The sequence below is a fragment of the Ralstonia sp. 1B3 genome (assembly GCF_036631435.1).
Genome location: NZ_JAPNUG010000020.1, coordinates 34,270 through 54,102, shown reverse-complemented (window position 1 = coordinate 54,102; position 19,833 = coordinate 34,270). Strand labels below are relative to the sequence as shown.

The window sequence follows — 19,833 nt, the reverse complement described above, 5'->3', positions numbered from 1 at the left end:
CATGGCGCGCTTCTTTATCGACCGCCCGGTCTTTGCCTGGGTGATTGCGCTGGCCATCATCCTGGCCGGCGTGCTCGCGCTGCCCAAGCTGCCCGTGGCGCAGTACCCGAACATTGCCCCGCCCAACGTCAGCATCTCGGCCAACTATCCCGGCGCGTCGGCGCGCACGGTGGAGAGTGCCGTCACCGCCATCATCGAGCGCGAGATGAACGGTGCGCCGGGGCTGCTGTACATGTCGTCGTCGTCCGATGCGGCGGGCAATGTGTCGATCAACCTGTCGTTCACCCAGGGCACGAGCCCCGATCTTGCGGCGGTGGAGGTGCAGAACCGGCTGAAGATCGTCGAAGAACGCCTGCCTGAGGTCGTGCGCCGCAACGGCATCCGCATCGAGAAGGCGGCCGAGAACTACATGATGTATCTGTCGCTGACGGCCGAGCGTGGCCGCTTTGACGGCATCGACCTGGGCGACCTCGCTTCGTCAGATTTGATTCCGCAGTTGCGCCGCGTGCCGGGCGTTGGCACCGCGCAGTTGTTCGACGCGGAATACGCCATGCGCATCTGGCCCGATGCCGACAAGTTGACCGCATTGGGCCTGACCGCCGGCGACCTGAGCGACGCCGTGCGCCGCTACAACGCGCGCATCACCGTGGGCGAGATCGGCAGCGGCGCCGTGCCGGGCAGCGCGCCCATCAACGCGAGCGTCACCGGCGACGATGGGCTGACCACGCCGGATGCATTCGGCCAGATTCCGCTGCGTGCGGACGCGCAGGGCCGCATGGTGTTGCTGCGCGATGTGGCGCGCGTGGAGCTGGGCGGCAGCGATTACCTTTACCTCTCGCGCATGAACGGCAAGCCGGCAACGACCATCGGCATCAAGCTTGCCCCTGGCGCCAACGCCGTGGGCGTGGCCAAGCGCGTGCGCGCGGTGCTGGACGAAGCGCAGGCGCATTTCCCGCCCGGCGTGCGCTACGAGGTGGCGTACGACAGCTCGCGCTTTGTCGGCATCGCCATCGAGCAGGTGGTCAAGACGCTGCTCGAAGCCGTGGTGCTGGTGTTCCTGGTGATGATGCTGTTCATGCAGAACCTGCGCGCGACGCTGATCCCGACGCTGGTGGTGCCGATCGCGCTGCTGGGCACGTTTGCGGTGATGCTGCCGATGGGTTTTTCCATCAACGTGCTGACGCTGTTCGGCCTGGTGCTGGCCATCGGCATCCTCGTCGACGATGCGATCGTGGTGGTGGAAAACGTCGAACGCGTGATGCACGAAGATGGGCTCTCGCCGCGCGAGGCGACGGCCAAGGCAATGCGGCAGATCAGCGGGGCCATCGTCGGCATCTCGCTGGTGCTGACGGCGGTGTTCGTGCCGATGGCGTTCTTTGGCGGCGCGGTGGGCAATATCTACCGGCAGTTTTCGCTGTCGCTGGCGGTGTCGATGGTGTTTTCGGCATTCCTGGCACTGACGCTTACGCCCGCGCTTTGCGCGACGCTGCTCAAGCCGGTGCAGGCTGGCCACGGTGTGGAGCGCAAGGGCTTCTTCGGCGCATTCAACCGGGGCTTTGCGCGGTTGACGGCACGCTACCAAGGCGGCGTTGCCAGGCTGCTGAACCGCACGGGCCGCGCGCTGGTGGCGTACGGCGCCGTCGTCGGTGTCGTGGTGCTGCTGTTCACGCAACTGCCGACGGCCTTTCTGCCGGAAGAAGACACCGGCGAGTTCATGACCGTCGTCATGCTGCCGACCGGCGCCACACAGGCGCAAACGCTCGACGTTGTGCGGCAGGCCGAGCAGCACTTCATGACGCAGGAGCCGGCGGTGGCGTCCACGCTGGCCATCACGGGCTTCAGCCTGTACGGCAACGGGCAGAACGCGGCCATGCTGTTCCTGACGCTCAAGGACTGGAAGCAACGCAAGGGCGCTGACCAGCACGTCGACGCCGTGGTCGAGCGCGCCAACGCGGCGTTCGGCAAGATCAAGGGCGCGATGGTCATGGCGATGAACTCGCCCGCGCTGCCGGAGCTGGGCAGCAAGCCCGGCTTCGACCTGCGTTTGCAGGACCGCGGAGGCGCCGGCTACGAGCGCCTCGCGCAGGCACGCGACCGCATGCTCGCTGAGGCCGCGAAGCATCCCGCGCTGTCGGAAGTCACGTTTGCGGGCCAGGGCGATGCACCGCAGGTGCTGATTGATGTGGACCGCAAGAAGGCGCTGTCGATGGGCGTGTCGATCGAGGACATCAACCGCACGCTGGCTGTGATGTTCGGCTCCGATTACGCAGGCGATTTCGTCTACCGCAACCAGGTGCGCCGCGTGATCGTGCAGGCCGACGGCAAGCAGCGCGTCTCGGTCGAGCAGCTTGGCCGCATGCATGTGCGCAATGCGGCTGGGGCGATGGTGCCGCTCTCGGCGTTCACCACGACGAAGTGGATCGTCGGGCCGCTCAAGCTCGACCGCTACAACGGCTTTCCGGCCATGACGATCACCGGCGCGCCCGCGCCGGGTCACAGCTCAGGCGAGGCCATGGCGGCGATGGAGTCGATCGCGCGAGGCCTGCCCGAAGGCTTCGGCTACGAGTGGACGGGGCAGTCGTTCGAGGAGCGGCTGTCGGGCGCGCAGGCGCCGGCGCTGTTTGCGTTGTCGATCCTCGTCGTGTTTCTGTGCCTGGCGGCGCTGTACGAGAGCTGGTCGATTCCGCTGGCGGTCATGCTGGTGGTGCCGCTGGGCGTGTTGGGCGCGCTGCTGGGCGCCACGCTGCGCTTCCTGCCCAACGACATCTACTTCAAGGTCGGGCTGATTGCCACGATTGGCCTGTCGGCCAAGAACGCGATCCTGATCATCGAAGTCGCCAAGGATCTGGTGGCGCAGGGCATGGGCCTGATTGAAGCCACGCTGGAGGCCGCGCGGCTGCGCTTCCGGCCGATCGTGATGACGTCGCTGGCGTTTGCCTTTGGTGTCGTGCCGCTGGCGATTGCGACCGGCGCGGCATCCGCCAGCCAACGCGCCATCGGCACGGGTGTGCTGGGCGGGATCATCGCGGCAACGGTGCTGGCAGTGTTCCTGGTGCCGGTGTTCTTTGTGGTGGTGCGGCGCGTGTTCAAGGGCAGCGAGCGGCAGCGCCGGCTGGACGCGGCGCACGAGCACGAGACTGCGGGGCCGGCGGCCTGACCGGCGTCGTGATCAATCTGCGGCGGCTGGGCCCTTGCGCCTGGCCGCTGCGGGGTCGAAACCGAAAAAGCCGAGGACCTCGGCGGCGACCTGATCGCGATCGTTGTCTACGCAGATCATGTGGTAGCTGTTTTCGAGCACGACGCTGCGCGCATGGGGCAGGGTCGCTTGCAACGTTTCAGCGGAGCGCAGGCTGGTGAGTTCGTCTTCACGGGAGTGGACGACCAGCGTCTGGCACTGCGTCTCGGGCGCGCCAGCCAGCGCCCAGCGTCGCAGCCGATCCACCTGCCGAATGCAGGCCAGCGGCACCCACGGGTAGTGGAAGCTGTCGCCGCGCGCAAGCTTCGCCTTGATGATCCGCCGCAATAGCGGGTTCTTGATGCCGAACGGCTCGTCTTCTTCCACGCGCATGCGCGCCGCCATGCCCGGGATGCGATAGACCACGTGGCGCAGATCCCGATACCACGGCGTCGACCAGCCATCGATATGGATCGGCGTGGCGAGCAGCGCCAGCCTGTCGTGCGGGCGTGCAATGCCATGCCGAACCCGGTGCGCCAGCACCAGTGCCAGCAATGCGCCCATGCACATCCCAGCGATATGCACGGCGTCGTGCTCGGCGATGAGCTGCTCATACGTTTGCGTGAGCGTTTCAAGCCAGGCCTCGGCGGGCATGTGGATCAGGTCTTCGGGGCGCGTGCCGTGGCCAGACAAGGTTGGCACGTGCGTGACCGCGCCGGCATTGCGCAGCGCTTTCTGCAGCACGCCCACGTCGTAGGCGGTGCCGCCCAGACCATGGATCAGCAGCACAGCCGTGCTGCCGGATGCCAATGCCGTCACAGTGCGGTCTCGACCGACCAGGTACCGGTGACGAGCGCCATGTTGCCGACGGCATCCATCAGCGGGCCACCGGTATCCACCACGGTGTGCAGCGTGCCGTCGCGTGCGGTGATGCGCAGCGTCTGGCGGCGCGCGGGCATGGCGGCCCCGTCGTCCAGCGCGGTTTCTCCGAGCCAACGTGCGCGCAGCGCGTCGCGGTCATCCGGATGCACCAGTTGCAGGACGGTCGAGATCGACGCCATGCTCGCCGCGTCGTGTCCGAAGACGAGGACCACGTCGCCGCCCCAGTCGATGCGGCCACTGGCCGGGTCGATGGTGTAGACGAGCTGGCCCGATGTTGCCAACGCCAGTTCGACGCGGTTCTGCCACTGCGCGCTTTGCTCGTGCAGTTGTTCGCGCGTGGTTTTGAGCGCGCTCACCAGCAGCACCAGCAGCGCGGCGATACCCAGGTACAGCTGCGCTTCCAGCAGCGACTGGCCATAGTGGTGATCTAGCACGGCGAATGGGCCGTCGCCCTCGGCGGTTTGCGTCAGCGCCACGAGCGTGAGCAGCAGCACGGCCATGGAGCCGCCGCGGCCGCCCCACAGCAGGGCCACCACCACGGCAAAGAACAGCGGGACGTAGGTCAGCGCAAAGCCGATGCCGTCGCCAAACTTGGCATCGCTGTTGCCATCGAAGATGACGTACGCCGACAGCGCCAGCGCAATCGCGGCCGCCAGGCCCAGCAGGAAGTCCGTGCGGTCCGTGCCGCCCGAGCGGAATGCGCGAAAGCGCGACCATGCGGCCAGCACCGGCGTGACGATCAGCACGCCCAGGAAATCCGACGCCGCCCAGATGCGCAGGACGTGCCCGAATGCGCCACCCTGGGACCACGCAAACCATGCCGCCCCGAACAGCGCCCCGAGCAGCGCGCTGACCGCGCCCGCCACCAGCATCGCACGCACGAAGTACAAACCTTCGAGCGGTACGCGCGCGAGCCTCACCAGGGCCACGGCCAGGGCCGCGCTCCCCGCCTCGTCGAGCACGAACAGCATGGCGTGCGCGGGGTTGGTGTGTTCAATCGCGGCCAGCGCCAGCTGCGCCACGGCAAACGCCGCGCCCAGCCCCGGCCATTCGCGGTACGGCCGCAGCATGAACGCGGCCATGGTCACGCCTGCCGGCAGCCAGATGTAGCCCGTCATGTCGACCGGGCCATTCAGCCGGTGCGACACGATGGCGGCAACCAGGTAAAGCGCGCCCCAGAGGATCGTGGCGACGGTGGTGGAAGGTCGGTTCAATGGCATCCGGGTTTCCCTCGGTGAAAACAAAAAACCGCGCCGGCTTGGGTGCCGTGCGCGGTTGGTGATGCTACCGCAACCGGTTTCGGGCGGGCTTAGACGACAGGCAGCGCCAGGACTTCCCGTGCGGCGCGCCGGTCGCGCAACTCGGCCATCCACCGCTCGAGGTTCGGGCGCGCCGGGCGGTCCATCGGCAGGCCGAGCCAGCGGTGTGTGGCGCAGCCGCAGACGATGTCGGCCATGGTGAAGCGGCGGCCGGCCACGTAGGGCTGCTTGGCCAGCACGGCTTCGAGGACGGCGGTGCTGCGCTCCGCGGCCTGGCGCGAACGTTCAATGCGCGCGGCGTCGCGCTGGTCTTCCGGCGTACGCACAAGCTGCATGAACGCATCCACCATCGACGGGCTGTACGACGTGGTCTGCCAGTCCATCCACCGGTCGGCATCCGCGCGCTCGTGAAGCTCGAGCGGGTAGAGATTGCCCGGGCCATAGCGCGCCGAGAGATAGCGCACGATGGCGTTGGACTCCCACAGCACGAAGCGCGTATCGCCGGCATCGTTCAGGCCGTCTTCGATGACGGGGATCATCCCGTTGGGGTTCATCGCCTTGAATTCCGGCGTGTCGACGCCGCCGAAGGCGCCGCCGACGTCGATGCGCTCATGGTCCAGCGACAGCTCGCGCGCGCACCAGACCACTTTCTGAACGTTGACCGAAGAGAGTCTTCCCCAGATCCGCAGCATCGACGACGGCTCCTTTCTCGAATGAATGAATGGACAGTTAGGTAATTTAGGCGGCCTTCGGCGTGAGCGCAGCGATTTCCGCGCGGATCAGCTCGCCCAGCACGGCGATGCCTTGCTCGATGCGCTCCGGTGCCACCGTCACGAACGCCAGGCGCAGGGTATTGCGACGCGGCGCATTGGCATAGAACGGCGCGCCCGGCACGAACGCCACGTTGCGCGCGACGGCCTTTTCCAGCAGCGACATCGTGTCGATGCCTTCCGGCACTTCCACCCAGATGAACATGCCGCCTTCCGGGCGGTTCCAGTGCACGCCGGCCGGCATGTGGCGCGTGAGCGAGTCGAGCATCGCTTCGCATTGCTTGCCGTAAAGGTTCCGGATGCTGGGGATGTGCGTGTCGAGCAGCCCGGTCTTCAGCACCTCGTACGCCACACGCTGGGTGAAGCTCGGCGTGTGCAGATCCGATGCCTGCTTGGCCTGCACGAGTTTGAAGTGGATATGTTCGGGCGCGATGATGTAGCCCAGGCGCATGCCCGGTGCCAGGATCTTCGAGAACGAGCCCATGTAGACCACGCCGTCCGGATTCAGCGAGCGCAGCGAGGGCAGGGCGTCGCCGGTGTAGCTGAGCTCACCGTACGGGTCGTCTTCAACAAGCAGCACGCCGAGTTCCTTCGCGCGGGCGACCAGGGCTTGGCGGCGGTCCAGCGGCAGGCGGCGGCCGGTCGGGTTCTGGAAGTTCGGGATCGTGTAGAAGAAGCGCGCGCCGGCAGCCAGTTCCGGCGTGAGCGCGTCGGGCAGCAGGCCCTTGTCGTCGGTGGCGATGGACGTATAGGCCGGCTCGAACAGCGAGAACGCCTGCAGCGCGCCGAGGTACGTCGGCGTTTCGACCAGCACCTTGCTTTGCGGGTCGATGAAGATCTTGCCGAGCAGGTCCAGCCCCTGCTGCGAGCCCGTGGTGATCAGCACGCGCGAGGCGGTGGTGCCATGACGCTGGGCGATCCACTCGCGCAGCACCGACAGGCCTTCGGTCGGGGTGTACTGCAGCGAGGCCTGCGGGTTGTCGGCAAACATGCGGGCGCACGCCGCCTGAATCGCTTCGACCGGGAAGGTGACCGGGGCGGGCAGGCCGCCGGCAAACGAAATGACCTCAGGACGTTCGGTGATCTTGAGGATTTCCCGGATCGCCGAGCTGGTGAGTTTCTGAGCGCGGCTGGAGAAGGTACAGGCGGTGTGGTCCATGGTGTGGTCCTAGTGTTGCGGCGCCCACCTCGTGAGCGAGCGCCGTGGGTGGGCAAGACGGTGAGAATAGCAGGCAACCGGCCCGTCTAACACTGGCCGGCTGCCGGTGGCACAGCAGCAAAAGCGTCGCTCAGGCGACTTCCGCAATCAGTTCGATCTCGACGCATGCGCCGAACGGAATCTGTGCGACGCCGAAGGCGCTGCGGGCGTGCTTGCCGGCGTCGCCAAACACCTCGACGAACAGTTCGGATGCGCCGTTGGTCACCAGGTGCTGCTCGGTGAACTCCTGGGTGGAGTTGACCAGGCTCATCACCTTGACGATGCGCTTGACGCGGCTGAGATCACCGCCCAGGTGCGTGTTCAGCGTAGCGATCAGGTCGATGGCGATGGCGCGTGCGGCTGACTTGCCTTGCTCGGTGGTCATGTCGGCGCCCAGCTTGCCAACCCACGGCTTGCCGTCTTTCTTGGCGATGTGGCCGGACAGGAAGACCTGGTTGCCGGTTTGCGCGGCCATGACGTAGGCGGCAGCGGGGGCGCCTGCGGCGGGCAGTTCGATGCCGAGTTGCTTGAGCTTGGCCTGAGCGTCGTGCGGGGCGGTCATGAAGACTCCTTGGTAAGTGCGGTCAACAAAAGAGGGAAAACGTTGCTATCGGCGGACCGACGTGCGCCGGCCGATGCCGACCACGGCAATGACGGCCAGCGCAAACAGCACGGTCGGCGCATCGAGCGGTTCGCCCAGCAGCAGCCAGCCGCCGATCAACGTCATGAAAGGTTGCAGCAATTGTATCTGGCCGACCCGCGCAACACCGCCCGCAGCCAGGCCGGAATACCAGAACAGGAAGCCGATGAACATGGAAAAGGCCGACACGTAAGCCAGCCCCATCCAGGCCCTGGACGACGCATGCGCGAGCGCCTCGGCCTGATGTGTGGACGGCAGCCAAGCCAGCGCGCCCACCAGCGGCAGCAGCACAGGCAGGGAGACGACCAGCGCCCAGGCAATCGTCTGCGTGCCGCCCAGTTCGCGCGCGAGCCTGCCGCCGGTCGCATAGCCGAGGGCGCCCGTCACCATGGCGGCGAAGAGGAGCCAATCGGCGCGGTGGAGGGCGCCCGCTCCCTGCAGCAGTGCAAATGAAACAACGAGCACGCTGCCAATGACCGCGCACAGCCAAAACCCGGCAGACGGCCGCTCGCGCCCGAACCACGCGGCAAAGATGGCGGTTGCAAGCGGCAGCAGGCCGGTGATGATGGCGCCATGGGCGGCCGGCACATCGCGCATCGCCAGCGACGAGAACAGCGGAAAGCCGACCACCACGCCCATTGCCGTCACCGCCAGTTGCCACCATTGATTGCCGCGCGGGCGCTTGCCGGCCGAGAACGCGCCCGTGGCCGTGAGCAGCACGAGCGCCAGAACGCTTGCCAGCACCGCGCGCGCCAGCGCCACGAAGGTGGCATCCAGTTCGGCGACGGCCATGCGCGTGAACGGCAGCGTCTGGCTGAAGATGGCCACGCCGATGAAGCCGAGCAGCAGGCCGCGGCGTTCGGCGTGGTCAACGGGTGCCATGGGCAGGGCGACGGACTTGTTCATGGCGGCGCTCAATCTGCAAACGCCACGGCGACGCGTCGGTTCTGGCGGCTTTTCTTTTCGATCTTGGTGACGACCACGCGACCGATTTCGCCGGTGGCGCGCACATGGGTGCCTCCGCATGGCTGGCGGTCGATGCCGTCAATGTGGATGATGCGGATGGCCGAGGCGCCCGCCGGCGGCGCCGCCCCGATGGTGCGCACGAGTTCGGGCTGGGCGGCCAGTTCTTCCGGCGTGATCAGGTCGACGCGCACCGGCGTATTGCGGCCGATGAGTTCGTTCAGCTGCGCGGTCAGCGTGTCGCGGTCGAGCGTCGATTCAGGCAGGTCGAAATCGATGCGGCCAGCGTCTGGCGAGATGCCGCAGCCCGTGACCGGCACGGGAATCAGCGAGCCCAGCAGGTGCAGGCACGTATGCAGCCGCATCAGGCGGTGGCGACGGTCCCAGTCGATGGTGGCCGTGACCGGCGTGCCGGGCGCGAGCAGCGAGACGTCTGCGCTGTCGGCAGGCACATGCAGAACGGTTTGGCGATCGGCGCTGTAGACGGTGTCGGCAATCGCAATGGTGTGCCCATCGGCCAGGACCAGCGTGCCGGTGTCGCCCGCCTGGCCGCCGCTGCGGGCGTAGAACACCGTGGCGTCCAGTTCGACGCCTTCCGAATGCACGGCGACGACGGTGGCGTCGCAGGTGGCGCGGTAGGCATCTTCGTCAAAGCGTTTCAACGTGGGCATGGAGCAGTCTCCGAGTTCGCTGGGGGCGGAATTCTGACCTTGATCCTACCGAACTGCGTCTGTACAGTACCTGTACACTTTGTCGTGGCGCCTTCTGTACAGTTTTCTGCCCGCTTGAAGCCTACCCGTCATGAATTCCACCTCCCCCATCATCAGCCTGGACGCCCGCCGCGCGGCCGCCCGCCCGGCGGCGGAGCAGTTGCCCGACCCCATTCCGTCGGCGCAGATGACGCTGGTGGATCAGCTCACCGAATGGGCGCGCATGCGCATCGACGAGCGCGTGTTTCGTGCCGGCATGCGCATGCCGTCGATCCGGCAGCTGGCGCAGGAGAAGAGCATTTCGCGCTTCACCGTGGTGGAGGCGTACGAGCGGCTGGTGGCGCAGGGGTATCTGGAGTCGCGCCGCGGTTCGGGCTTCTACGTGAAGGAGCGTCAAGCGCTGCTGCCCGAGGAGCCGGTCGCGCCGCCGCCGACTGCTGCACGCAAGATCGACGTGACGTGGCTGCTGCGGAACATGTTCCATTCTGCGGAGCCACGCAAGGCGCCGGGTGTGGGCTTCTTGCCCAACGGGTGGCTGGACGGCGAGCTGATCGCCAACGCGATGCGCTCGCTGGGGCGGCTGAACGGCAACCAATTTCTGTCGCTGGGCACGCCGCAGGGCTTCTTGCCGCTGCGCCAGCAACTGCAAACACGGCTGGCCGAGCTGGAAATCGGCGCGCGACCCGAACAGATCGTGGTGACCTCCGGGATCACCGCTTCACTGGACCTGATTGCGCGTCAGTATGTGCAGCCTGGCGACACGGTGCTCGTGGGCGATCCGGCGTGGTTTCTGATGTTCGGCCGCTTTGCCGCGCAGGGTGCGCAGGTGATCGGCGTGCCCTATACCACCGAGGGGCCGGACTTGGTCGCGCTGGAAGGGTTGGTACAGGCGCGTCGCCCCAAGCTGCTGGTCATCAATTCCATCCTGCACAACCCGACCGGCACGTCGCTCTCGGCTGCCAAGGCATTCCAGTTGTTGCGGTTGGCTGAGCAGTACGGCTTTCTGATCGTTGAAGACGACATTTACGGCGATCTTGCACCGCCCGGTTATCCGGCGACACGCCTTGCAAGCCTGGATCAGTTGCGCCGGGTGATTTACCTGAACAGCTTTTCCAAGACGCTGGCGGTGAATTTGCGCGTGGGTTTCATTGCCTGCCATCCAGAACTGGCCAAGAACCTGACCGATGCCAAGCTGCTGACAGGGTTTGCTACGCCCGAGATCAACGAACGCGTGCTCTACAAGATCCTCACCGAAGGCCAATATCGCAAGCACGTCGAACGCGTGCGCGGCCGCCTGGACCGTGCACGCGATGCCGTTCAGCGCAACCTCGAGCGCATGGGCCTGAAGCTGTTTGCGCAGCAGGGCGCGGGCATGTTCCTTTGGGCCGATACCGGCCAGGACACCAACGCCATCGCCCGCGCCGGGCACGAGCAGGGCTATGTGTTTGCGCCGGGGAGCCTGTTCTCGCCGTCCCAGATGCCATCGACGTGGATGCGCTTCAACATCGCGACCAGCGCGGATCCGGACATGCTGCGGTTCCTGGCGGAGCAGCTCGATCGCGGGTCTTGAAAAACGGCCGCCACGCCCTATCTAGCCTCACAAATTCATGCGGGCGCACGCGCAAGGTGTAGCCCGCTTCTCTTTCCACTTCCCAGACTTTTTATGCACACCATGAGCGCACCGCACGAGAAGATGGCTTTCCAGGCAGAAGTGAAGCAGCTTCTGCATCTGATGATCCACTCGCTGTACAGCAACAAGGAAATCTTCCTGCGGGAGCTGGTTTCCAATGCGTCGGATGCGGTGGACAAGCTGCGCTTCGAGGGCATCGCCAACCCGTCGCTGCTGGAAGGCGGCGGCGAGCTTGGCATCCGCATCGGCTTTGATGCTGCCGCGCGCACCATCACCATTGCCGACAACGGCATCGGCATGAGCCGCGACGAGGCGATCCGCAACCTCGGCACCATCGCCCGGTCGGGCACGCGCGAGTTCTTCAGCCAACTGTCGGGTGACCAGCAGAAGGACGCCGCCCTCATCGGGCAGTTTGGCGTCGGCTTCTACTCGGCGTTCATCGTGGCCGATCGCGTGACGGTGGAATCGCGCCGTGCCGGCGTGGCCGCCGAGGAAGGCGTGCGCTGGGAAAGCACCGGCGACGGCGAATTCACCGTCGACACGATCGAACGCGCCGAGCGCGGCACCACCATCACGCTGCACCTGCGCGAGGGCGAGGACGATTTCCTCTCCACCTGGCGGATCAAGTCAGTGGTGCAGAAGTATTCGGACCACATCTCCCTGCCGATCCAGATGCGCAAGGAAGCGTGGGACGAAGAGAAGAAAACGATGGTCGCCCAGGACGAGTGGGAAACCATCAACCAGGGCAGCGCGCTGTGGGCACGTCCGCGCGCTGATGTGACGGACGATCAGTACATCGCGTTCTACCAGCACATCGCGCACGAAAACGGCAAGCCGCTCGCCTGGACGCACAACCGCGTGGAAGGCCGCAGCGAATACACGCAGCTGCTGTACATCCCGACCAATGCGCCGTTCGACCTGTGGGACCGCGAGCGCCGCAGCGGCCTGAAGCTGTACGTCAAGCGCGTCTTCATCATGGACGACGCCGAGCAACTGCTGCCGGGCTACCTGCGGTTCGTGAAGGGCGTGATCGATTCGGCCGACCTGCCGCTGAACGTGTCGCGCGAAATCCTGCAGGAAAGCCGCGACGTGAAGGCCATCCGCGAGGGCTCGACCAAGCGCGTGCTGGGCATGCTGGAATCGATGGCCGAGTCGGATGACGCCGCCGAGAAGGAAAAGTACGCCACGTTCTGGCAGAACTTCGGCCAGGTGCTCAAGGAAGGCATCGGCGAAGACCACGCCAACAAGGACCGCATTGCGAAGCTGCTGCGCTTCGCTTCCACGCACAACGAAGACAGCGCCCAGACCGTCTCGCTGGCGGATTACATCGGCCGCATGAAGGAAGGCCAGGACAAGATCTACTACGTGACGGCCGAAAACTGGACGGCCGCCAAGTCGAGCCCGCATCTGGAAATCTTCCGCAAGAAGGGCGTCGAAGTCCTGCTGCTGACCGACCGCGTGGACGAGTGGATGCTCTCGTTCCTGCACGACTTCGAAGAGAAGGAACTGGTGTCGGTGGCGCGTGGCGATCTCGACCTGGGCGCCTTGGAAGACGAAGCCGAGAAGGCCGAGCACGCCAAGGTGGAAGGCGAGTTCAAGCCGCTGGTCGAGCGCGCCAAGGCTGTGCTGGGCGAGAAGGCCAAGGACGTGCGGATCACGCATCGCCTGACCGATTCGCCGTCGTGCCTGGTGGCCGATGAAGGCGACATCAGCGGCACGCTGGCCCGTCTGCTGAAGCAGGCCGGCCAACAGGCGCCTGACAGCAAGCCGGTGCTGGAGCTGAACCCGACGCATCCGCTCGTGCGCAAGCTCGCGCTGCTGGAAACCGTGACCGGCAACGAAGCCGACCGCGCCGCGTTCGAGGATCGCATTCACGTGTTGTTCGATCAGGCACTGCTGGCTGAAGGCGGCGCTCTGACCGATCCGGCGGCTTACGTCCAACGCGTGAACCGCCTGCTGGCCTGACGACGAGCGTGACGCTCAAGCGATGCTTCCCGCCTGTGGTCGACGCGCGCACGCGCGTGCTGATCCTCGGCAGCCTGCCCGGTGAAGCCTCGCTTGCGCAATCGCAGTACTACGCCTACAAGCACAACCAGTTCTGGCGCCTCGCCGGCGAGGTGATCGGCGAGGACTTGCCGGGCATGGAATACGCCGCGCGCTTGCAGGCGCTGCTGGCACATCGCATCGGCTTGTGGGATGTGGTGGCCGAAGCAAAGCGCGAGGGCAGTCTCGACAGCAAGATCCGGGACCATGCCGGTAATGACCTTGCCGGCTTGATTGCCTCACTGCCGGAACTGGCAGTCATCGCCTTCAACGGCGGTACCGCTGCGCGTATCGGCATGAAGGCGCTGGGCGAGGTCGGCGACCGTCACACCATTCTCAAGCTCCCTTCCAGCAGTCCGGCCTATGCAGCCGTGCCGTATGCCCAGAAGTTGGCGGCGTGGCAGGCGCTGCGTGAATGGCTGTCGTAACGTCCTGCTACCGGCCGAGCCCCTCGTACAGGCCCGTCACGTCATCCATGACCTGAAGGATGCGCTCGCTGGTTGTGGCAACGTTGCGCAACTGCTCGGCGCGCGTTCCTTCCGTTTGCTTGAGGGCTTCTGCAAAAAACAGCCATTGCGTGTTGGCCAATTGCAGCTCACTGCTGATCGCCCCGGAGTTCTGCGGCGCAGACGTGAGAAATGCCTGGGCAGCGGCAAATTCCTTCATGGCTGAGTCCAGATCCTGCGTCATCTGCGCGGAGGTAATGTCCCACGCGCGGAACATGCTCAGCTTGGCGATGCGCTGCGACAGCATCCGCTGGCGGCCGGCCACGTTGATCAGCTTGCCCGTCGCCGTGCCCGAGTATTTCTCCAGCAGTACCGTGCCCTGTTGTGCGAATTTCAGCACGTCTTCACTGGCCTGAGCGATCTTCCTCGCGTTGTCGATGTTCGGTTCACCGCCCGTGAGCAATCGCCTGTAAACGATCCACATCTGCTCAAGCTTGGCGTAGGTGTCCTTGATCTCGGGTGTGGGCGCGAACGCCTTCAACTCCGTGAGTTGTTGATCGAATAGCGCGACGGACTGTTCGAGAATCCTCTTCGATCGCTCGACCTCGACGCCCAGCCCGATCTGGCAATACGCCTTGGCCATGCGTTGCGACAGCATGCGTTGGCGGCCCGCCTTGTTGATGGCCGAGTTGATCGTCAGCGGTTGCGCGCAGGCGCTTCCAATCAGCCCCGACAGCAGGGCGGTGCAGAGCAGCAAGCGGATGAATTGCAGGTAAGGTTTCAAGTAGCGCTCCGTCTCAATCTCATGCTCAGCGCAGCGAAATGTGCCCGAAGGTTGGCGATACGGGCGTCGATGGCCGGCGCGTGCCCGCACCGGACTGCGCGTCGTTCGTGCCGACGACGTTGCGGATCAACTGGTCCATCTCCTGGATGATGTCTGCCAGCACCGTGGTGATGACTGAAAACTCGCGCCCATATGGCCCCGCCCGCGCTGCCGAGACGCGCGCGTTCATGGCGACGATGTTGGCCTGCATCGAGATGCGTCCAAGGTGCGCGGCGATGTCTGCCTGGCGCTTGCGCTGTGCGACCTCGCACACGTGCATCTCGTCTTGATAGGCCTGCGTGATCGTCTGCAGCAGCTCCAGCATGGGCGTGGCCTGCGCCACGAGCGCATCCAGCGACGGGTTGCGTTGCGTCGTGCCGGACGACAGCGTCTCGATGGCGCTCTTGGCCAGCACGATGAACTCGCGCACACGCGCATCGCCGCGCAATTTGCCGGAGTACACCTGACGCAATGCTTCGGAGAATGCGCCGGGCAGCCGCGCATTGCCCTCGACAAGATCGGTGTGTGCCGCCGCGAATGTCGCCAGGCATGACTTCGCGATATCGAGCGCCGTGGTGTGGCCCTGCGCCGCCAGCACCATGTGCAACACGATCCGCTGCGACAGCATGCGCTGGCGTCCGGAAAGGTTGATCAGCTCGCCAATGGTCTCGACGGTTACGTCGGCCGTGGAACCCGAACCCCGGGTGGTGGAAGCGTTCATGTCATGCCTTGCTGATGGTGTTGACGCTGACGCAGTCGCGCTGGCCAGAAAAAGCGCTCCGAAGCGAGATGGCTACGCACCGGTTGCCCGGGTCATGCCATGTCGCCTCGGAGCGCCGTTGCCCTGAACGCTCCGCTGCGGAGCGTGTCATTGCGATGTGCCAAGGTGGATCAAGGCCGCCGTTGGCCTTGTCCTTGCCCATGCAATAGCCATGCCACGGGAGAGATATCGACGTGCCCGTTGATCTGCACGCGGTAAAGGGCTCAGCCGCACTAATCTCGTGCCAAATGCCTCATGACGAGGCGTGCGCGTGCGCCATGCACCGGCCAGATCGCTGGCCTACACTGTGCCCTGCGCGACAAAGCGCGGCGCCGGCAGACCGGACAGATGATCGCCGGCGGCCACAACGATGGATACCAAGGACATCATTTCCATGACGACACCTTCGATGTACGAGTTTCTGGTCCCGACCGTGAATCGCATGCTGGGCAACCTGTCGGCGCTGCTCGACAAGGCGGCCGCCCACGCAGAAGCGAAGAAATTCGACCCGGCTAACTTGATGACGGCGCGTCTGGCGCCGGACATGCATCCGTTCACGCGGCAGGTGCAGATCGCCTGTGACCAGGCCAAGGGCGGCGCGGCGCGTCTGTCGGGCAACGAGGTACCGTCGTACCCGGATGTGGAGACGACCATTCCTGAGCTGAAGGCGCGCATTGCCAAGACGCTCGAATTCGTCAACAGCATCGACGCTGCGGCATTTGCCGGCAGCGAAGATCGCCAGATCACCCTCAAGAGCCCGGCGCGAGAGCTGCAGTTCACGGGCATCGATTACCTGCGCGGTTTTGTGCTGCCGAACCTGTATTTCCATGTCACCACGGCCTACGCGCTGCTGCGCCATAACGGTGTGGAAATCGGCAAAATGGATTTCCTCGGGCGCCCCTGAGAGCCGCCTGGCGCAGAGAAAACGCCGGTCGCCTGATGAGGGCGCCGGCGTTTATGGGTGGATCGGTCGTCCCCGGGGCAGGCAAACGTTATGGGCGCATCCCGCCCTTGCCGCGGCGCATCTGTCACAATCGCGCCCGTGGCCGACGCGGGGGCGTCGGTGCATTTCACTATCGGGCCTTCACATGCCGTTTCTCGGAATCGGGTTTCACGTCATCGTCGCGCTGTTCTTTGCGGTGCACGTCGTACGCAACAACCAGAACATGTACTGGTTGTTCATCCTCTTTGCGTTTCCGTTGCTGGGCAGCGTGGTGTATTTCTTCGCGATCTATCTGCCGGAGATGCGCCACTCGCGCGGCGCCCGTGTCGCCAGTCGCGCCGTCACGCAGCTGATCGACCCGAACCGCGCCGTACGCGAAGCGCGCAACGATTTCGATCGCGCGCCGACCGTGCAGCATCGTCTGCGCCTGGGCGAAGCACTGCTGGAAGCCGGTGATGCAAAGGAAGCTCGCCAGCACTTCGAGCAGGCGGCCACGGGCCCGTTTGCCGGTGACCCGGCCGTGCTGCTGGGCCTGGCCCGCGCGCAGTTCGCCACGGGCGATGCGGCGCTCGCCAAGGGCACGCTCGACACACTGTTCGAAGCGCATCGCGTGACGCGCCAGCAGCCCGAGCCGACATTGCTTTACGCACGCGCATTGGCTGCGACGAACGCGCCGAATACGCGCGCGGCGTTCGAGCAGGCCCTGACCTGTGCGAACGATGCTGCTGCCCGTTGTTTCTTCGGCGAATGGCTGCTCGCGCAGAACAACGATGCCGACAAGCAGCGCGCACAGGCCCTGTTTGAAGAGATCCTGCGCGACGCCAAGCACTGGACGCGCTATGCCAAAGACCACAATCGCGAGTGGCTGCAGCGCGCGGCTGCCGCTCAGTCTTCTTCCCGTTGATCCGCTTTATGACGCTGTTGAAACGTAAATCCATCGAGGCCGTCGCCTCGCGACGACCTGCCCGCGCCAAGCGCGAAGACCGCCAGAGCCACGATGACGAACCGAAGCGCATGGCCCTGCGCTTCGCGCCCGTCACGTTTTCTGAACTGGCCGGCGTGCGCTACCTGCACTTCGGTACCGAATGGGTGCAGGGCGCCATGCGCCTGTCCAAGCCCGACGCCATCGAACTGGAATACGCGCAGCAGATGATGGCGTGGCTGTTGTTTCTCGATCCGGCTGCGCCAGGCGCGGACTTCCACGTCGTGCAGCTCGGTCTCGGCGCGGCCGCGCTGACCAAGTTCTGCCATCGTCAACTCGCGCCCGCGAAGGTGACCGCAGTGGAGTTGAATCCGTCGGTAATCGTCGCAGCCCGCAGCATGTTCGGCCTGCCGTTTGACGACGCGCGTCTGAGCGTGCTCGAGCAGGATGCCTACGACTGGGTGATGGACGCCAGCCACCACGGCACCGTCGATGCACTGCAGATCGACCTGTACGACGCCACCGCGCGCGGCCCGGTGCTCGATACGCCGGCGTTCTACAAGGCTTGCCGCCAGGTGCTGCGCTCGCCGGGTGTGATGACGATCAATCTGTTTGGCGACCACACCAGCTTCCCGCGCAATATCGAGCGCATCTGCGACGCGTTCGACAATCGCGTGCTGGTCTTCCCTGAAGTGCACGACGGCAATGTGATCGCGCTTGCGTTCAATGGGCCGCCGCTGCACGTCAGTTGGGAAGATGTGCAGGCGCGCGCCGCCGCGCTGCAGGCCTCGCTCAAGCTGCCGACCAAAGGCTGGGCTGAGGGTTTGCGTAGCGCCAACGCCGGCCAGGAAGACGCGCTGTCCATCTGATCGCTGCCGCGTGACGCCCATGCAAAACGCCCCGACTTTCGGGGCGTTTGCTTTTGTGCGGAGGCGCTCAGGCGGCGTCGCCCATGCCAGGCATCTGGTCGATGAAGCCGGTCACCGCGTGCATGCGGTCGCCTTCGATGCGTACGAAATCCGTGCCCTTGACCAGCGCTTGCCCCTCGGGGCCGAGCGTCCAGCGGAAGCGGATCGTGTCCTGCACGACATCTGCGCCGCCGTCGCGCGCAAAACGGAAGCCAGGGAACTTGGCCTGCACGCCGGCAATGAGCGCGTCGATGCCGTCATGGCCGGCGCCCTGCATCAGCGGGTCGACATACGTGGCGCTCTCAGTCCAGGTTTGCGCGACGAGGGCGCGGCGTTGCGCAGCGTCTGTTGCGTTCCACGCGGCAATGTAACGGTCGACCAGCGTATCGGCGAGCGTGTCGTTGGCGGCGAGTTGGGTGGCTGTCATGGCGTTTCTCCGTTCGAAGTGGGGAGCTTGCCCAGCGCGGTGATGGATCGATTGCGCTGGATGGCTTCATCTTCGGCACCCGCGTGGATGGTGTCGATTACGCGTCAGGTAATCGCCGTGTCCACGCCTGGAGAAACGCCGGGAGGCGCGTTACTTCGACAACAACCGCATCGCCGATTCCAACCCCGCAATCGTCACCGGATACATCCGCGTCTTCACGATCTGATTGATGACCGAGATGGACTGGCGGTATTCCCACAGGCCTTCCGGCTCGGGGTTGAGCCAGACAAATTTCGGGAACTGTTCGATCAACCGCTTGAGCCACGTGGCGCCGGCTTCGGCGTTGTTGTATTCCACCGAGCCCCCGCCTGCAGGATCTCGTACGGGCTCATGGTCGCGTCACCCACGAAGATCAGCTTGTAGTCGGGCGGGTATTTGCGGATGACATCCCAGGTAGAGAAGCGTTCTGCGTGGCGGCGCCGGTTGTTCTTCCACAGCCATTCGTAGACGCAGTTGTGGAAGTAGTAATACTCGAGGTGCTTGAACTCGGTCTTGGCGGCGGAGAAAAGTTCTTCCACGCGTTTGATGTGGTCGTCCATCGAGCCGCCCACATCCATCAGCATCAACACCTTGACGTTGTTGTGCCGCTCGGGGCGCATCTTGATGTCGAGCATGCCGGCGTTGGCGGCGGTGGAGTGGATGGTGTCGTCGAGGTCCAGCTCGATGTCGGCACCATCACGCGCGAATTTGCGCAGGCGGCGCAGCGCCACCTTGATGTTGCGCGTGCCCAGTTCGACGGTGTCGTCGTAGTCCTTGTACGCGCGTGCTTCCCACACCTTGACTGCCGTGCGGTTGCCCTTCGATGGCCCGCCGATGCGGATGCCTTCCGGGTTGTAGCCGCCGTGCCCGAACGGCGACGCCGCCGGTGCCGATCCACTTGTTGCCGCCTTCGTGACGCTCGTGCTGCTCATTCAGCAGTTCTTTCAGCCGCTCCATCAGCTTGTCGAGACCGCCCATGGCCTCGATCTTGGCCTTCTCCTCGGGAGACAGTTCGCGCTCCAGCTTCTTGGTGAGCCAATCCAGCGGAATGTCTGCGCGCCAATCGACCGCGCCTTCCACGCCCTTGAAGTAGGCGCCGAACGCCTGGTCAAACTTGTCGAAGTGCTTTTCGTCCTTCACCAGCGTCATGCGCGCGAGGAAGTAGAACTCGTCGAGCGACGGCGCGATGACCTGCTGCTTGAGCCCTTCGAGCAGCGTCAGGTATTCCTTGACCGAGACCGGCAGCTTGGCGTGCCGCAGCGTGAAGAAGAAATCGATGAGCATGGTGGTCCTCC

The 19,833-nt window shown here is 65.2% G+C and carries 17 protein-coding genes and 1 pseudogene; 7 read left to right on the top strand and 11 right to left on the bottom strand.

The annotated features are described in order from the left end of the window. The first annotated feature begins 1 nt into the window (after window position 1). Window positions 2-3,157 (top strand): efflux RND transporter permease subunit, encoded by a 3,156-nt coding sequence (locus OWR21_RS05725; protein WP_332394770.1) that lies wholly within the window; start codon window positions 2-4, stop codon window positions 3,155-3,157. A 12-nt stretch (window positions 3,158-3,169) separates the two neighbouring features. Here OWR21_RS05725 and OWR21_RS05720 read toward each other — a convergent pair whose 3' ends face one another. The 7 genes from OWR21_RS05720 to OWR21_RS05690 all read right to left on the bottom strand — a co-directional run bounded on the left by OWR21_RS05720 (window position 3,170) and on the right by OWR21_RS05690 (window position 9,558). Further along, window positions 3,170-3,994 (bottom strand): alpha/beta hydrolase, encoded by an 825-nt coding sequence (locus OWR21_RS05720; RefSeq protein ID WP_332394769.1) that lies wholly within the window; start codon window positions 3,992-3,994, stop codon window positions 3,170-3,172. Beyond that, the gene (locus OWR21_RS05715; RefSeq protein WP_332394768.1) at window positions 3,991-5,277 is read right to left on the bottom strand and encodes an MASE1 domain-containing protein; all 1,287 of its coding nucleotides are present in this window, start codon (window positions 5,275-5,277) and stop codon (window positions 3,991-3,993) included. The genes OWR21_RS05720 and OWR21_RS05715 overlap by 4 nt, the downstream gene beginning before the upstream one ends. Window positions 5,278-5,366: 89 nt before the next feature. Further along, entirely contained in the window at window positions 5,367-6,008 is a 642-nt protein-coding gene (locus tag OWR21_RS05710) for a glutathione S-transferase family protein (protein ID WP_027677818.1), read from the bottom strand. Between the two features lie 46 nt (window positions 6,009-6,054). After that, window positions 6,055-7,245, bottom strand: coding sequence for an aminotransferase-like domain-containing protein (locus tag OWR21_RS05705; RefSeq protein ID WP_147214170.1), 1,191 nt, complete (start codon window positions 7,243-7,245; stop codon window positions 6,055-6,057). 130 nt (window positions 7,246-7,375) lie between these two features. Beyond that, window positions 7,376-7,846, bottom strand: a complete 471-nt coding sequence (locus OWR21_RS05700; RefSeq protein WP_147214171.1) for a RidA family protein — start codon at window positions 7,844-7,846, stop codon at window positions 7,376-7,378. A gap of 45 nt (window positions 7,847-7,891) precedes the next feature. After that, window positions 7,892-8,830, bottom strand: coding sequence for a DMT family transporter (locus tag OWR21_RS05695; protein WP_332394767.1), 939 nt, complete (start codon window positions 8,828-8,830; stop codon window positions 7,892-7,894). A gap of 8 nt (window positions 8,831-8,838) precedes the next feature. Then, a complete protein-coding gene (locus tag OWR21_RS05690) occupies window positions 8,839-9,558 on the bottom strand; it encodes an alanyl-tRNA editing protein (protein ID WP_332394766.1) in 720 nt (239 codons plus the stop codon). Between the two features lie 130 nt (window positions 9,559-9,688). On the opposite strand from OWR21_RS05690, the gene OWR21_RS05685 reads away from it, so the two are divergent. The 3 genes from OWR21_RS05685 to OWR21_RS05675 all read left to right on the top strand — a co-directional run bounded on the left by OWR21_RS05685 (window position 9,689) and on the right by OWR21_RS05675 (window position 13,698). Beyond that, a complete protein-coding gene (locus OWR21_RS05685; RefSeq protein ID WP_316874223.1) occupies window positions 9,689-11,167 on the top strand; it encodes an aminotransferase-like domain-containing protein in 1,479 nt (492 codons plus the stop codon). Between the two features lie 102 nt (window positions 11,168-11,269). Further along, window positions 11,270-13,192, top strand: coding sequence for a molecular chaperone HtpG (gene htpG, locus OWR21_RS05680; RefSeq protein WP_332394765.1), 1,923 nt, complete (start codon window positions 11,270-11,272; stop codon window positions 13,190-13,192). A gap of 8 nt (window positions 13,193-13,200) precedes the next feature. Next, window positions 13,201-13,698 (top strand): DNA-deoxyinosine glycosylase, encoded by a 498-nt coding sequence (locus tag OWR21_RS05675; RefSeq protein WP_316901538.1) that lies wholly within the window; start codon window positions 13,201-13,203, stop codon window positions 13,696-13,698. Window positions 13,699-13,705: 7 nt separating this feature from the next. Here OWR21_RS05675 and OWR21_RS05670 read toward each other — a convergent pair whose 3' ends face one another. Beyond that, complete coding sequence (locus tag OWR21_RS05670) at window positions 13,706-14,500, bottom strand: type IV pili methyl-accepting chemotaxis transducer N-terminal domain-containing protein (protein ID WP_147214178.1); 795 nt, start codon at window positions 14,498-14,500, stop codon at window positions 13,706-13,708. Window positions 14,501-14,525: 25 nt separating this feature from the next. Next, window positions 14,526-15,260 (bottom strand): type IV pili methyl-accepting chemotaxis transducer N-terminal domain-containing protein, encoded by a 735-nt coding sequence (locus tag OWR21_RS05665; protein WP_332394764.1) that lies wholly within the window; start codon window positions 15,258-15,260, stop codon window positions 14,526-14,528. Window positions 15,261-15,693: 433 nt separating this feature from the next. Here OWR21_RS05665 and OWR21_RS05660 point away from each other — a divergent pair, with 433 nt between their 5' ends. From OWR21_RS05660 to OWR21_RS05650, 3 genes are all read left to right on the top strand, one after another. Beyond that, window positions 15,694-16,203, top strand: coding sequence for a DUF1993 domain-containing protein (locus OWR21_RS05660; protein ID WP_332394763.1), 510 nt, complete (start codon window positions 15,694-15,696; stop codon window positions 16,201-16,203). A gap of 184 nt (window positions 16,204-16,387) precedes the next feature. Beyond that, window positions 16,388-17,146 carry a tetratricopeptide repeat protein gene (locus tag OWR21_RS05655; RefSeq protein ID WP_332394762.1) on the top strand — a complete coding sequence of 253 codons (759 nt, stop codon included), beginning with the start codon at window positions 16,388-16,390 and terminating at the stop codon, window positions 17,144-17,146. Window positions 17,147-17,154: 8 nt separating this feature from the next. Continuing rightward, a complete protein-coding gene (locus OWR21_RS05650; RefSeq protein WP_332394761.1) occupies window positions 17,155-18,033 on the top strand; it encodes a spermidine synthase in 879 nt (292 codons plus the stop codon). Between the two features lie 67 nt (window positions 18,034-18,100). Here the strand turns inward: OWR21_RS05650 and OWR21_RS05645 are convergent, their stop codons facing one another. Together OWR21_RS05645 and OWR21_RS05640 are read right to left on the bottom strand one after the other, a co-directional pair. Beyond that, window positions 18,101-18,499 carry a nuclear transport factor 2 family protein gene (locus OWR21_RS05645; protein WP_332394760.1) on the bottom strand — a complete coding sequence of 133 codons (399 nt, stop codon included), beginning with the start codon at window positions 18,497-18,499 and terminating at the stop codon, window positions 18,101-18,103. 150 nt (window positions 18,500-18,649) lie between these two features. Then, window positions 18,650-19,822, bottom strand: a pseudogene (locus OWR21_RS05640) (vWA domain-containing protein). Window positions 19,823-19,833: the final 11 nt, after the last annotated feature.